This is a genomic window from Streptomyces sp. GESEQ-35, assembly GCF_017948485.1.
In the GTDB taxonomy this organism is placed as follows: domain Bacteria; phylum Actinomycetota; class Actinomycetes; order Streptomycetales; family Streptomycetaceae; genus Streptomyces.
Genome location: NZ_JAFFSX010000003.1, coordinates 132,789 through 147,275 on the forward strand (window position 1 = coordinate 132,789; position 14,487 = coordinate 147,275).

The 14,487-nt window shown below is 69.1% G+C and carries 12 protein-coding genes; 6 read left to right on the plus strand and 6 right to left on the minus strand.

The window, feature by feature from the left end:
* Window positions 1-80 precede the first annotated feature (80 nt).
* Together KCH87_RS07605 and KCH87_RS07610 are read left to right on the plus strand one after the other, a co-directional pair.
* Window positions 81-1,124 (plus strand): helix-turn-helix transcriptional regulator, encoded by a 1,044-nt coding sequence (locus KCH87_RS07605; protein WP_210585134.1) that lies wholly within the window; start codon window positions 81-83, stop codon window positions 1,122-1,124.
* Entirely contained in the window at window positions 1,121-2,104 is a 984-nt protein-coding gene (locus KCH87_RS07610; RefSeq protein ID WP_210585135.1) for a helix-turn-helix transcriptional regulator, read from the plus strand. The genes KCH87_RS07605 and KCH87_RS07610 overlap by 4 nt, the downstream gene beginning before the upstream one ends.
* Here KCH87_RS07610 and KCH87_RS07615 read toward each other — a convergent pair.
* Entirely contained in the window at window positions 2,067-3,089 is a 1,023-nt protein-coding gene (locus KCH87_RS07615; protein ID WP_210585136.1) for a LuxR C-terminal-related transcriptional regulator, read from the minus strand. The two genes, KCH87_RS07610 and KCH87_RS07615, sit on opposite strands and share 38 nt — an antisense overlap.
* Window positions 3,090-3,358: 269 nt before the next feature.
* Between KCH87_RS07615 and KCH87_RS07620 the strand changes: the two genes are divergently transcribed.
* The 3 genes from KCH87_RS07620 to KCH87_RS07630 are packed head-to-tail and all read left to right on the plus strand — an operon-like array spanning window position 3,359 to window position 6,677.
* Window positions 3,359-4,903: a circularly permuted type 2 ATP-grasp protein gene (locus KCH87_RS07620; protein ID WP_210585137.1), complete on the plus strand. Its 1,545-nt coding sequence runs from the start codon at window positions 3,359-3,361 to the stop codon at window positions 4,901-4,903.
* Window positions 4,900-5,832, plus strand: a complete 933-nt coding sequence (locus KCH87_RS07625) for an alpha-E domain-containing protein (RefSeq protein WP_210585138.1) — start codon at window positions 4,900-4,902, stop codon at window positions 5,830-5,832. Before KCH87_RS07620 ends, KCH87_RS07625 begins: the two co-directional genes overlap by 4 nt.
* Window positions 5,833-5,834: 2 nt before the next feature.
* Window positions 5,835-6,677 (plus strand): transglutaminase family protein, encoded by an 843-nt coding sequence (locus tag KCH87_RS07630; protein ID WP_210585139.1) that lies wholly within the window; start codon window positions 5,835-5,837, stop codon window positions 6,675-6,677.
* A gap of 127 nt (window positions 6,678-6,804) precedes the next feature.
* Here the strand turns inward: KCH87_RS07630 and KCH87_RS07635 are convergent, their stop codons facing one another.
* Window positions 6,805-7,911 (minus strand): substrate-binding domain-containing protein, encoded by a 1,107-nt coding sequence (locus KCH87_RS07635; protein WP_210585140.1) that lies wholly within the window; start codon window positions 7,909-7,911, stop codon window positions 6,805-6,807.
* Between the two features lie 316 nt (window positions 7,912-8,227).
* On the opposite strand from KCH87_RS07635, the gene KCH87_RS07640 reads away from it, so the two are divergent.
* Window positions 8,228-10,204 (plus strand): fibronectin type III domain-containing protein, encoded by a 1,977-nt coding sequence (locus KCH87_RS07640; RefSeq protein WP_247195874.1) that lies wholly within the window; start codon window positions 8,228-8,230, stop codon window positions 10,202-10,204.
* Window positions 10,205-10,262: 58 nt separating this feature from the next.
* Here the strand turns inward: KCH87_RS07640 and KCH87_RS07645 are convergent, their stop codons facing one another.
* The 4 genes from KCH87_RS07645 to dnaK are packed head-to-tail and all read right to left on the minus strand — an operon-like array spanning window position 10,263 to window position 14,433.
* Entirely contained in the window at window positions 10,263-10,712 is a 450-nt protein-coding gene (locus KCH87_RS07645) for a heat shock protein transcriptional repressor HspR (protein ID WP_210585141.1), read from the minus strand.
* Window positions 10,713-10,717: 5 nt separating this feature from the next.
* On the minus strand, window positions 10,718-11,896 hold the full coding sequence (gene dnaJ / locus KCH87_RS07650) for a molecular chaperone DnaJ (protein ID WP_210585142.1): 1,179 nt from the start codon (window positions 11,894-11,896) through the stop codon (window positions 10,718-10,720).
* 33 nt (window positions 11,897-11,929) lie between these two features.
* Window positions 11,930-12,586, minus strand: coding sequence for a nucleotide exchange factor GrpE (grpE, locus tag KCH87_RS07655; RefSeq protein ID WP_210585143.1), 657 nt, complete (start codon window positions 12,584-12,586; stop codon window positions 11,930-11,932).
* The gene (gene dnaK, locus KCH87_RS07660) at window positions 12,583-14,433 is read right to left on the minus strand and encodes a molecular chaperone DnaK (protein ID WP_210585144.1); all 1,851 of its coding nucleotides are present in this window, start codon (window positions 14,431-14,433) and stop codon (window positions 12,583-12,585) included. The genes grpE and dnaK overlap by 4 nt, the downstream gene beginning before the upstream one ends.
* Window positions 14,434-14,487: the final 54 nt, after the last annotated feature.

A 14,487-nucleotide genomic window follows, 5' to 3' on the forward strand; every position in this document is an offset into this window, starting at 1 on the left:
GTCCCCATTTCCCCCGTCGGATAAGACGATGGCTCATTCAGGCACGTGATGGCCACACGATCGATGCATCATGTTCCTGCATGTTCAGGACCCTGGGGGGTGGAGATTTACTAATGAATCAGACCAATAGGGCACATCCCCATGCGGTGACCGAGCTGTGTGAGGAAGGTGGCCGACTTTATGCGAGCGCCCTGCGCACGGGACGCATCGCCCGGGGAGAGGCGGAGTCCGCCCCCTGCCTGCTGGAGTTCGCCCTGCTCCGCCCGGACCCTGACGACGCAGACTGGCTGCGCCCCGTACCCCCGTCGGTCGCCCTGGCGCAGCGCCTCAACGCCGTAGAGCGGGAGATCGCCGAGCACAGACGACTGTCGATCGAACTGTCCGATGCTTTCGAGCCGTTCATGACCCTGAGTACTCAGACCATTACGAGTACGGATTGGGTCACTGTGCTGGAGGGCAACGAGCAGATCAACGCGGCGCTCGACCTGGCCACCGGGTCCTGCCAGACCGAGGTGCTCACCATCCAGCCGAGTGACCGCGAGCGCTTCTCCGAGCGCAGCCTCCTCAAAGGTCTTGAGCGCGACCGGCCGCTGATCGAACGTGGTGTGCGGATCCGGACCCTGTATCAGCACACGGCGAGGTACAGCCCCGAGAAACTTGCCTACGTGGCTCAGCTCGCCGACGGCAAGGTGGAGTACCGCACCATCGACGAGGTGGTCGAGCGCCTCATCGTGTGTGACGAGACCGTCGCCTTCATACCGACCCGGGACGACCAACAGGTCGCCCTGGAGCTCCGTCACCCGGGCCTCGTCCGCTACCTGGTCAAGCTCTTCGAGTTCATGTGGGGCCGGGCAGTCCCGTTGAGCGCGGGCGCCCCCTACGAAACCACCCAGGGCGGAATCACCGAGGTTCAACGCTCCATCGCCAAACTCCTCGTCGAGGGCCACGTGGACGAGGCCATCGCCCGCCGCTTGGGCATGAACGTCCGCACGTGCCGGGCCCATATAGCCAAGCTGGCCACCGCCCTCGGCAGCGGCAGCCGTGCCCAACTCGGCTTCCTCATCGCCCAGTCCGAAATCCTGAACGAGGACCAGCCGGCAGCGGGAGGAGCAGACCACCCGTGACGGAGGCTCACACGCACACAGCGGAGGAACTGTGCGACGCGGGTCTGGACCTTTACGCCCATGCCCTGCGCGAAGGGCGAGTGCGCACCGAAGCCGTGGAAGCGGCGCCGTGCCTGATCGATCTGGGGCTGCTACAGCCGGACGTCGGCGACCTGGGGTGGCTGCAACCCGTCGCGCCGGCCTTCGCCCTCCACCGGTTGCTGCGCACCATCGAGGACCGCATTGCCGACGAGCGGCGACTCGAGGAGCAACTGGCGGCCGTGTTCCAGCCGTTGATGCGGATCGACGGCAGGCATACGACAGCGGCGGACACACCGACGGTCACCTTGCTCAGCGGCACGGAACAGATCAACCGAGCCATCACCCAGGGCATGGCGGATGCCTGCGAGGAAGTGCTCTGCGTCCAGCCCAACTCGCACTACTCCGACCAACGCGGCGCGGCGGCTCAGCGCGTGGCCCATCCACGCGACCAGGCCCTCCTGGACCGCGGCGGACGCATCCGCACCTTGTACCAGCACACCCAGCGCTACTCACCAATTGCCCAGGCCCGCTACGAACAGCTCAGCGGCGACGCAGAGGCCCGCACGCTCGACGAGATCACCGACCGCCTGGTCATGGTCGACCGCACCGTCGCCTTCATCCCCGCCAACCCCGACGGCACAGCGGCCCTGGAGATCCGCCACCCCGCGATCGTCTCCTACCTCGCCACCACCTTCGACCGCCTCTGGCGTCTGGCCACTCCGATGTACCCCGAGGCAGTCCAACGCCCCACCCTCAACGGCATCACCCCCCGCCAGCGAGCCATCGCAGGCCTCCTCGTCGAGGGCCACACGGACGCCGTCATCGCGCAACGCCTCGGCATGAACATCCGCACGGCCCGCGTGCACATCGCCAAGCTCGCGGCGACCCTCGGCAGTGAGAGCCGTGCCCAACTGGGCTATCTCATCGGACAGTCGGGGATTCTTGACCCGGAAGGGTGAGGGACTGGGGCGGGCCGTTGAGGCCGACCTGGGCGATGCGGACGCCCAACTGCGTACGGCTGGCCGCGCCCAGGGTCTCCGACAGACGCGCGATGTGGGCGCGGCAGGTGCGGACGCTTATGCCCAGCCGCTCCGCGATCACCGCGTCCTGGTGGCCCTCCGCCAGCAGGGCCGCGATGGACTGCTCCCGGTGTGAGATGCCCTCGATGCCGGTGTCCGGAAGCGGCGCGGTCAGGGGGATCGCAAGGCGCCAGAGGCGTTCGAAGACCGTCACCATGTAGCCGACGAGCGCCGGGTGGCGGATCTCCAGGGCCAGCGTGCGGTCCGTGTTCGCCGGGATGAAGGCCACCGTGCGGTCGAAGAGGATCAGCCGGTCGATGACCTCGTCGAGGGTCCTCGCCTCGACCGCGTCGCCCATCAGCTCCAGGTAGTTCCGCAGGCCCTGGCCGTGCCGCGCCACATGGGTGTACAGGTCCCGCATGCGCACCCCCCGGCCGCGCAGGGCGAGGGCGCGGTGGAGGCCCTCCGTCAGCTCGTGCTCGGGGCGGATGCCGCCGGGCTGCACGGTCAGCACCTCGGTCGTGCACGCTTCTGTCGCCTCGTCCATGGCGGCCTGGATACGGGAGAGACCGTCCAGGACACGGAGCGAGGTGCCTTCGACGGACGCCGACGACAGGCGCGGGCCGAGTCCGGCGAACCGCTCGACGGCCGCGACGGCCGACCCGACCCGCCGCTGGCTCGCGCTGACCTCGTCGTACACCCCGCGCAGCAGCCGGGTCATGACCTCCTGCGGGGAGGTGGGGACCAGCCAGTCCATGTCGTCGGGGTCCGGGTGCAGCAGGGCCAGCTCAAGCAGACACGGCACCGGCTCCGCGTCCTGACGCGGCACGCGGCCCCGCCGTACGGCCCGGGAATACACGCGATCCCCGGCCCCGCACAGTCGGTCAGCACCGTGTGGATGCTCGTCCGTCCCGTGCCCGGCCATCGCCCATCCCACCCCCGGTTCAGCCTCTTTGCAGCGCAACTATGAAGGGACCGGACCTGCTCCGCAACACGCCTCCTCTCAGCGTGGCGACGATATTCGGCCTCTTTGCCCGGCTATCTGCATCCCTCAGTACGTTGAATTGCAACAAGCTGATGTCGGTGTGGCGTATCCGCCCGGCGCGGCGGGGACAGGGCTCCCGGGCCGAACGCGTGAGCTGCCGGAAATCACCGAGTGATCGTTGTGTTACGTACCGCCCTTAACGTCCCTCCATGGCGGACATATTTGACGCATACGCATTGGCCGATGCGTGGGACGAGATGTTTGTGCGGCTGGGTGAGGTCAGGGCCGCCTATGAGCCGGTGCTGGCGGCTTTGCAGCCGATCGAGCCGAGTGAACTGCGTTTCCGGGCGGACCAGATGGCCCGGGCGTTCACCGACCGTGGTGTGACCTACGCCTTCGCGGGCGAGGAGCGGCCCTGGCCGCTGGACCTTGTGCCGAGGATCCTCGACGCCCTGGAATGGGATCTCATACAACGCGGGGTGAGCCAGCGGGTGCGGGCCCTGGAGGCCTATCTCGCCGACGCCTACGGGCACTGCCGTGCCTTCGAGGACGGCGTCGTGCCCTGGCGCCTGCTTCTCAACTCGGCCCATTTCCACCGGGCGGCCCACGGGGTCGAACCACCCGGGGGCGTGCGCATCCATGTCGCCGGCATCGACCTCGTACGGGACGAGGCCGGGGACTTCCGGGTGCTCGAGGACAATGTGCGGGTCCCCAGCGGGGTGTCGTACGTCATCGAGAACCGCAGGGCGATGACCCGGATCTTTCCCTCGCTCTTCGCGGAGCAGCATGTCGTGCCGGTGGACGGGTACGCGCAGCGGCTCCTCGCCGCACTGCGGGCCGCGGCGCCCGGCGGTACGGCCGATCCACGGGTCGTCGTCCTCACCCCGGGCCCCAGCAACGCCGCCTACTTCGAACACGCCCTGCTCGCCCGGCTGATGGGTGTGCAGCTGGTCGAGGGGCACGACCTGGTGTGCCGCGGCAACCGGGTCTGGATGCGGACCACGCGCGGCGAGGTGCCCGTCCACGTCGTATACCGGCGGCTCGACGACGACTTCCTCGATCCGCTGCACTTCCGGCCCGACTCGGTGATCGGCTGCCCCGGCATCCTCAACGCCGCCATGTCCGGCAACGTCACACTCGCGAATGCCGTGGGCAACGGCATCGCGGACGACAAGCTGCTGTACACGTACGTCCCGGATCTCATCCGCTACTACCTCGGCGAGGAACCGGTTCTCCCCAATGTGGAGTCCTATCGGCCCGATGAACCAGGGCAGTTGGAGGCGGTCCTCGACCAGATCGGCCAGCTGGTCGTGAAGCCGGTCGACGGGGCCGGCGGGCAGGGCATCGTGATCGGGCCCAAGGCCGACCAGAAGACGCTGGAGCGGGCCAGGAAGGCCGTCGCCGCCGACCCCCGCGGCTGGATCGCCCAGCGGCCCGTCGCCCTGTCCACCTCCCCCACCCTCGCGGGCGAGCGGATGGCGCCGCGCCACATCGACCTCCGCCCCTTCGCCGTGAACGACGGCAACGATGTCTGGGTGCTCCCCGGCGGCCTCACCCGGGTCGCCCTCCAGGAGGGCAACCTGATCGTCAACTCCAGCCAGGGCGGCGGTTCCAAGGACACCTGGGTGCTGGCGGAGGGCCCCGCCGACCAGCCGGCCCCGGCGCCTTCCGGCGGCCTGCCGGACGTCGCACCCCGCCAGCACGGACCCGACGGCTCCCCCACCGTCGTACAGGAAGGGGCGCAGCAGCAGTGAACGACGTGATCCTCTCCCGGATAGCCGAGGCACTGACCTGGACCGGCCGCTATGTCGAGCGGGCGGACGCCACCGGGCGCATCCTCGACGCGTATCTGCACCGCCTGCTGGAGGACCCCTGGCGCGACGAGGACGTGGCCTGCCGGTCGCTGTACGCGATCCTGGGCGTCGACGCGGGCGACGACCGCGTGGACATGCAACAGGTCCTCGACCAGCTGGCCTTCGACGCCCACTCGACCTGCTCCATCGAGGGCGCGCTGGGCGCGGCCCGGCTGAACGCGCGCAGTGCGCGTGAGGCGGTGTCCTCCGAGATGTGGGAGTGCCTCAACGCGACGTGGCACGCGCTCGGCGAACAGCGGCGCGCGGCCCGCCGTACCGGCCCCTACGCCTATCTCGAGCTGGTCCGCAGCCGGGCCGCGCTCTTCTTCGGCCTCGCCGACTCCACCATGAGCCGGGACGACAGCTGGCGTTTCGTCGTGCTGGGCCGGAGTCTGGAGCGGGTGGACATGACCGTACGGCTGCTGTCCGTGCGCGTGCTGGACGCCGTCCACGCCCCGGACTGGACGACGCTGCTGAGCGCGAGCGGGGCGGACGAGGCGTACGCGCGCGTGCACAGCGGCTTCGGCGACAGCCCGCGGGTCGCCGAATTCCTGCTCCTGGACCGGGCCTTCCCGCGCTCGGCGCTGCACGCGCTGACGACGGCCGAGGAGTGCCTGACGGCGCTGGGCCGCCCGCGCCAGGACCCGGCGCGCCGCCCGATCGGCCGGATACGCACCCGGCTGGAGTATCTGGACTCGCATGCCCTGGAAGAGCAACTGCCCCTGCTGCTGAGCGACTTGCAGCAGTCCTGCATGGCCTCCGCGGAGGCGGTGGCGGAGCGGTTCTTCCCGTACCAGGGGCCCGTCGAGTGGGCCCAGGAAGGAGCGTGAGCATGACCCGCCGCCTCCGTATCAAGCACATCACGAGCGTCTCGTACGCGCAGCCGGCCGCCTCGTCCCACAACGAGGTCCGGATGACCCCGCTGACGGTGCCCGGCCAGACCACCCTGGACGCCCGGGTCAGCATCACCCCGGCGACGGCGACCTGGTCGTACTGGGACTACTGGGGCACCCAGGTGACCGGCTTCGACCTCATGGACCCGCACGCCGACCTCACCATCACGGCGACGAGCCTGGTGGAGACGGCCCCGCCCCAGGCCCTGCCCGAGGCGCCCGAGTGGACCGAGATCGCGGGACGCACCGCGGACTCCCGCCTCCTCGAATTCGCGAACGCAACAGTGCGTACGACGGTCCCGGCGGAGCTCGTGGCGAAGGCGAGGGAGGCGTCCGCCGGCCTCGACCCGCACGGGACGGCGATCGCGGTGTCCGCGTTGGTCGCCGACCGGGTCTCCTACCTCCCCGGCACCACGGGCGTGAACACGTCCGCCGCCGAGGCCTGGGAGCAGGGCGCGGGCGTCTGCCAGGACATCGCCCACGTCACGATCGCCCTCCTGAGGGGCGTCGGCCTGCCCACGCGCTATGTCTCCGGCTACCTCCACCCCGAACGCGAGGCGGAGCTGCACCGCCCGGTCGCCGGCCAGAGCCACGCCTGGGTCGAGTACTGGGCCGGCGACTGGTGCGGCTACGACCCCACGAACCGGACACGGGCCGACGAGTCCCATGTCGTGGTCGGCCGGGGCCGCGACTACGACGACGTGACCCCGCACAAGGGCATCTACCGTGGCGTGGCGGGCGGCCCGCCGGAGGTGACGGTGGAGTTCACGCAGGTGGGATGAGCGGAGGGGAGGAGCTGGCGGGCCAGAGTCATTCCGGCCCGCCGGCGCCCCGAAGGGGCGCGGGGAACTGCGCGCCCAGCCACGACGGCGCCGCGGACGATCGACGCAGATCGCGGCAGCGCAGCGCCTACTTCAGCCCGATCTCGTCGCACGCGGCCTTGTACTTGGACGTGCAGATGTCCGACAGCTGGTAGATGTCGTCGGCGAGGACCGTGTCCTTGATGGTGTTCTTCGTCAGCGCGACGACGGCGACGAGCTGGGCGGGGATGTCCTTGTCCGTGGGGCTGTCGACCTTGTCGCGGGTGAGGGCGTCGAACTGGATGTCCTTGCCCTGGATCTTGGCGACGGCCATCTCCGCGGCGGCCTCGGCCTCCTGCGGGTACGACTTGTAGACGCTCATGAACTGCTCGCCGCCGATGATCCGCTGTACGGCGGCCAGTTCGGCGTCCTGGCCGGTGATCGGCGGCATTTCGGTGACGCCCGCATCCTTCAGGGCCGCGACGATGCCGCCGGCCATGCCGTCGTTGGCGGAGTAGACACCGGCGATGTTGTCCACGCCGATCGCGTCGATCGCCTGCTCCATGTTGGCCTCGGCGTTCTCCGGCTTCCAGTCCTTGGTGTCGAACGACTCGGCGATCGTCACCTTGCCGGTGAGCTCGTCGAGCGCGCCCGCCTTGAACTGCTTGGCGTTGGGGTCGGTGGGCGAGCCGTTCATCATGACGATCTTCTTGGAGGTGTCCTCGCCGTTGCCCAGCGCCTCGACGAGGGAGCGGCCCTGGACCTCGCCGACCAGCGAGTTGTCGAAGGAGATGTACGCGTCGATCGGCCCCTCGGCCAGCCGGTCGTAGGCGATGACCGGGATACCGGCCTCCTTGGCCTTCTTCACGCCGCTCGCGATGGTGTGCGCGTCGACCGCGTCCAGCAGGATCACGTCGACCCTGTCGTCGATCATCTGCTGGAGCTGGCTCGCCTGCTTGTCGGCGCTCGCCTCGGCATTGGCGTACTCGACCTTGCCCCGGTTCCTGGTGAGGGACTCGACCTTCTTCTTGATGATCGGGTAGTCGAAGCTCTCGTACCGGGAGTTCGCCTTCTCCGGCAGCAGCAGCCCCAGGGTGATGTCGTTGCCCTTGGTCGGGCTCGCGTCACTGGCGTCCCCTGACGCGTTGAGCACCCCGCACGAGGCAAGCGACAGGGTCATCGTGGACGCGGCCAGTGCTATGGCGGTACGACGCATGAAGGGGCTCACTTCTGGTGTCTTCTGGACATGGGCGCAGCGTTGCGACCCAGGTGACTGAAAAGCCAACGCGTCCGGGCCCATCGGCGTCAAGCGGAACTACTTAACGAGATGACAACATCACCCTCCGCTTTGCTTGTGAAGACTCCGATTTGCTTGTGAAGACTCGGGAGATTCACCTCCAAACTCCCTTTACGGACCCTTCATTCAACACACCCCGAGGAGAGAGCGAAGATCAGTACAACCAAGGCCATACCTCGCGAGTCGTGATCACGGCAGCTTCTTCACGTCGTTCCGATCCCGACCCGAGGACCGAATGAACTCAGCCAGACGCACGACGACCGCGGCAGCGACCGTCGTCGTGCTCGCCACCGCCGGTGGCCTGCTCAGCGCCGCCGTCACCCCCGCCTCCGCGGCCGTCGGCTGCGCCTCACCGGTCTTCAAGCGGCAGCTCTTCGCGAACACCGGCTTCTCCGGCGCGGCGAAGAAGACCGACTGCGACAGCGCGATCGACCAGAGCTGGAGCGGCGCCCCCGCCTCCGGGCTGCCGAAGGACAACTTCGGCGTCCGCTGGACCGTCACCCGTGACTTCGGCGCCGGCGGTCCCTTCGCGTTCGCCGCGTCCGGGACGGACGGCATCCGCGTGTACCTGGACGGCACGCGCAAGATCAACCTCTGGTCGAACACCACGAGTTCGCGGGCCAAGAGCCTGAACCTCACGATCCCCAAGGGCAAGCACACCCTGCGGATCGACTACGTCAACTGGACCGGCGCCGCCAAGGTCAAGTTCACGTACTCGCCCCGGACTTCGGCGACCGTCGACAAGGTCAAGCCGCTCGCCCCGGCCGGCCTCACCGCGGCCTACACCGATGCCACCCAGCAGACCAAGCTGAGCTGGCGGAAGAACGCCGAGATGGACCTGGCCGGATACCGGGTCCACCGGCGCGTGGCCGGCACCACCACCTGGCAGGTCCTGCGCAACGTGGGGACCACCGCCACCTCGTACACCGACACCCCGCCCGCCACCGGGGAGACCTACGAGTACGTGCTCCGGGCGTACGACAAGGCCGGCAACTTCTCGGCCGACACCCCGATCGTCAAGGTGACCAGCCTCGCCGTCACCACGCCGGCCGGCTTCACCGCCACCGGCACCGACACCGGGGTCGCCGTGAGCTGGAACGCGGTGCCCGGGGCGGTCAAGTACCGGGTGGTCCGCTTTGCCCACAGCGACGACGACGGCGCCACCTGGGAGACCACGGGTACGTCGATGACCGACACCCGCGCGACCCGCTCCGCCGTGAACGAGTACCACGTGGCCGCGATCGACGCGAGCGGCCGGGTCACCGCCTACTCCACGTCCAGGACCGCCCGCCGTCTGGTGGCCGCGCCCACCATCGGCAGGGCCTTCCCGCACTCCGGCGCGGTCACCGTGACCTGGGACGCGGACCACAAGACCGGCGGGTCCTACCAGGGCTTCCGGATCTACCGCGCCAAGGGCACGAGCACCGACTGGGTCGAGGTGACCGAGCGCTGCCACTGGTACGAGCGTGAACTCGCCGACGGCAGCGACCAGTACCTGTGCAACGACTGGTCGGCGGGCACCGACACCGCCTACCGGTACGCCGTCAGCGGCTACGACAACAACGACAAGGAAGGCCTGCGCAGCGGCGAGGTGGCGGCCACCACCGGCACCGACCGCCAGGCGCCCGCGGCTCCGGCCTCCGTGACCGCCACCGTCAAGGACTGGGGCACGGTCCTGACCTGGTCGCAGGTGTCCGACGCCGACCTCGACGAGTACACCCTGTGGCGCGGCACGAGCGTCGACGGCGTCTGCACGGACACCGAGAAGCTGGACTACACCGGCGTGACCGAGACGTCGTGGCGGAACGTCGATGTCGCGGACGGCGAGAGTCTCTGCTACGTCGTCCGGCCCGCCGACTTCGCCGGAAACCTCAGTGCCGGCACCACGGTCCACATCACCGAGCACGATCTGCGGCCCACGGTGGAGACTCCGGCCGGGGCCACCCACGCGGCCTACGCGTCGCTCTCCGCCCTCGGCAATGTGCAGTTGAGCGGCTGGGCGCCCGCGGGCACGGAGGACTTCGCCGGTTTCCGCGCCGCCCGCTGGAACCCGCAGACCGGCGCCTTCGAGGCGCTGCCGGACTCCGAGCCGCTCCACGACGCGAACGTGCCGACCGGAACGTCCCTGTGGTACCAGGTCGTCGGCGTCCGCGAGGACGGCACCACCTCACTGCCGGTCCTGGTGAGCGTGGCCGTACCGGCGGCATCCTGACGTGAAAGAGGCCCGGAGGTTCATCTCGAACCTCCGGGCCCCTGCACGCACGTAACTCTCAGTCCGAGGACTGCCGCTTCGGTCGCCACACCACCAGCGCGCTCGTCTGCTGCACGTCCTGGTACGGAACCAGGTCCCGCCGGTAGGAGGCGTGCACCGCGGCCTCACGCTGCTGCATCGCAGTCGCCGCGCCCTCCAGGGCCGCCTGCATCTCGGACATCCGGGCCTGTAGCGCCGCGACCTGGTTCTCCAGCTCGATGATGCGCTTGATGCCGGCCAGGTTGATGCCCTCGTCCTGCGACAACTGCTGCACGGTGCGCAGCAGTTCGATGTCGCGGGCCGAGTAGCGGCGACCGCGTCCGGCGGTGCGGTCCGGAGACACGAGGCCCAGACGGTCGTACTGGCGCAGTGTCTGCGGGTGCAGGCCGGACAGCTGGGCCGCCACCGAAATGACGTAGACCGGGGTCTCCTCGGTCAGTTCATACGGGTTGCGTCGACGGCCGTCCATGTCCATCAAGCTCCCTTCGCGGCCTGGAACAGCTCAGCCCGCGGATCCTCGCCCGCGGTCGCCTCGCGATACGCCTCGAGTGCGTCACGAGCCTTCCCCGTCAGGTCCTTCGGGACACTCACCTCGACGGTGACCAACAGGTCGCCGCGCGTACCGTCCTTGCGGACCGCGCCCTTGCCCCGCGCCCGCATGGTGCGGCCGTTGGGCGTGCCCGGCGGCAGCTTCAGGGTCACGGGCGGGCCGCCCAGCGTCGGGACCCGGACCTCTCCGCCCAGTGCCGCCTCCGTGAACGTGACCGGCACCGTCACCGTCAGGTTGTCTTCCTTGCGGCCGAACACGGGGTGGGCGTCGACGTGCACGACGACGTACAAGTCGCCCGCCGGGCCGCCCCGTTCGCCGGGTGCGCCCTTGCCGCGCAGACGGATGCGCTGGCTGTCCGACACCCCGGCCGGGATGCGGACCTGCATCGTGCGCGACGACTTGGCGCGGCCGCTGCCCTTGCAGACCTCGCAGGGGTTCTCCGCGATCAGACCGCGGCCCTTGCAGTCCGGGCAGGGGTCGGTGAGGGAGAAACCTCCGCCTGAGCCCCTTGCCACCTGGCCGGTTCCCACGCACGTCGGGCACACCCGTGGGTTGCCGTTCGCGTCGCCGGTGCCCGAACAGGCCTTGCAGGGTGACTGCGAGGACATCCGCAGCGGGACCGTCGCGCCCTCGATCGCCTCGGTGAAGCTGAGGGTCACCTCGGACTCGATGTCCTGGCCGCGCCGCGGCTGGGTGCGTGTGGTGGCGCCGCCGCGGTTGAACAGGCCCCCGAAGACGTCACCGATGCCGCCGCCGAAGCCGCCGGGATTCGCCCCGCCCTGGGTGCCGCCTCCGAAGAGGTCCCCCAGGTCGAAGTTGAAGTTGCCGCCGCTCGCGCCGCCCGGCCCCGGGCGGAACCCGCCGTTGCCGAAGAGGGCGCGTGCCTCGTCGTATTCCTTGCGCTTCTTGGGGTCGCCGAGTATGTCGTTCGCCTCGGAGATCTCCTTGAAGCGCTCCTCGGCCTTGGCGTTGCCCTTGTTGGCGTCCGGGTGGTACTCGCGGGCGAGCTTCCGGTACGCCTTCTTGATCTCGGCCTCGGTGGCGTCCTTGGGGACGCCGAGGACCTTGTAGTAGTCCTTCTCGATGAAGTCCTTGGTGCTCATCCTCGACGCCCCTCCTTCCTCATGGGTTCAACGTCAGCCCTCGTCCGGGCCACCGCTCTCCTTGTCGTCCGTGGCGGACGTCTCCGTCCCGTCCTCGGCCTTGACCGTCTGCGCACCCGGCTGGGGTTCGGCGACGGCCACCCGCGCGGGGCGGATGGTGCGCTCGCCGAAGCGATACCCCGGCTGGAGGATCGCGACGCAGGTCGTCTCGGTGACGTCCGGCGCGTACGAATGCATCAGCGCTTCGTGGATCGTCGGGTCGAAGGGCTCGCCCTCCTTGCCGAACTGCTGAAGTCCCATCTTCGCCGCGACGGTCTCCAGCGACTCCCCGACGGACTTGAATCCGCCGACGAACTCGCCGTGGTCCCGGGCCCGGCCGATGTCGTCGAGCACGGGCAGGAGCTCGGTCAGGAGGTTCGCGATGGCGATCTCCTTGACCGCGATCCGGTCACGCTCGACCCGGCGGCGGTAGTTCGCGAACTCGGCCTGGAGCCGCTGGAGGTCCGCGGTGCGCTCGTTGAGCGCCGTACGCACCTGGTCCAGCTGGGCCAGCAGGCCCGCGTCTGCGTTGTTCACGTCCCCGGCCGGGGACGCCCCCTGTTCGGGAGCGCCCTTCGGCTCGGCGTCGTCGGGGGTCGCGCCGGAGGGGACGTCGGGCTTCTCGTCGAAGCCCGGGGTCTCCTCGGTCACGCCGCACCGTCCTTGCGCTCGTCGTCCACGATCTCGGCGTCCACGACGTCGTCGTCGGCCTTGGCAGCACCGCCGTCGGTGGCACCCTCGGGACCGCCCGCGGCCTGCGCGGCCTGGGCGTCGGCGTACATGGCCTGGCCGAGCTTCTGCGAGACGGCCGCGACCTTCTCGGTGGCCGTGCGGATCTCGGCGGTGTCCTCGCCCTTGAGGGCTTCCTTCAGCTCCTCGACGGAGGCCTCGACCTCGGTCTTGATCTCGCCGGGGACCTTGTCCTCGTTGTCCTTGAGGAACTTCTCCGTCTGGTAGACGAGCTGCTCGCCCTGGTTGCGGGTCTCGGCGGCCTCGCGGCGGGCGTGGTCCTCCTCCGCGTACTTCTCGGCCTCTTCGCGCATCCGGTTGACCTCGTCCTTCGGCAGCGAGGAGCCACCGGTGACGGTCATCTTCTGCTCCTTGCCCGTGCCAAGGTCCTTGGCCGTGACGTGCATGATGCCGTTGGCGTCGATGTCGAAGGCGACCTCGATCTGCGGGACACCGCGCGGGGCCGGCGGCAGACCGGTCAGCTCGAACATCCCGAGCTTCTTGTTGTACGCCGCGATCTCGCGCTCGCCCTGGTAGACCTGGATCTGCACGGAGGGCTGGTTGTCCTCGGCGGTGGTGAAGATCTCGGACCGCTTGGTCGGGATCGTCGTGTTCCGCTCGATGAGCTTCGTCATGATGCCGCCCTTGGTCTCGATACCAAGCGACAGCGGCGTGACGTCGAGGAGCAGGACGTCCTTGACCTCACCCTTGAGGACACCGGCCTGGAGAGCGGCGCCGATGGCGACGACCTCGTCCGGGTTGACGCCCTTGTTGGCGTCCTTGCCGCCGGTCAGCTCGCGGACGAGCTCGGCGACGGCGGGCATCCGGGTGGAGCCACCGACGAGGACGACGTGGTCGATCTCGTTGATGGAGACGCCGGCGTCCTTCATCACGTTGAAGAACGGGGTCTTGCAGCGCTCCAGCAGGTCGGCCGTCAGCTGCTGGAACTGAGCCCGGGTGAGCTTCTCGTCCAGGTGCAGCGGGCCCTCGGCGGAGGCGGTGATGTAGGGCAGGTTGATCGAGGTCTCGGTGGACGAGGACAGCTCGATCTTGGCCTTCTCGGCGGCCTCGCGGAGGCGCTGGAGCGCCATCTTGTCCTTGCCGAGGTCCACGCCGTGACCGGCCTGGAACTGCTGGACCAGGTAGTCGACGATGCGCTGGTCCCAGTCGTCACCACCGAGGTGGTTGTCACCGTTGGTGGCCTTCACCTCGACGACGCCGTCGCCGATCTCCAGCAGGGACACGTCGAAGGTGCCGCCGCCGAGGTCGAAGACGAGGATCGTCTGGTCGTCCTTGTCGAGGCCGTACGCGAGGGCGGCGGCCGTCGGCTCGTTGACGATACGAAGGACGTTGAGACCGGCGATCTCGCCGGCTTCCTTGGTCGCCTGGCGCTCGGAGTCGTTGAAGTACGCGGGGACGGTGATGACCGCGTCGGTCACCTTCTCGCCCAGGTAGGACTCGGCGTCGCGCTTCAGCTTCTGAAGGATGAACGCGCTCATCTGCTGCGGGTTGAACTGCTTCCCGTCGAGCTCGATCTTCCAGTCCGTGCCCATGTGGCGCTTGACGGACCGGATGGTCCGGTCCACGTTGGTGACCGCCTGGCGCTTGGCCACCTCGCCGACGAGCACTTCGCCGTTCTTCGCGAAGGCGACGACGGACGGCGTGGTCCTGGCGCCCTCTGCGTTGGTGATGACGGTGGGCTCGCCGCCTTCAAGAACGCTGACGACGGAGTTAGTCGTGCCCAGGTCGATGCCGACCGCACGTGCCATGGTTGATTCCTCCAGCTGACTTGAGTGGAACGGACTCAAGTGTGCATGACGTCC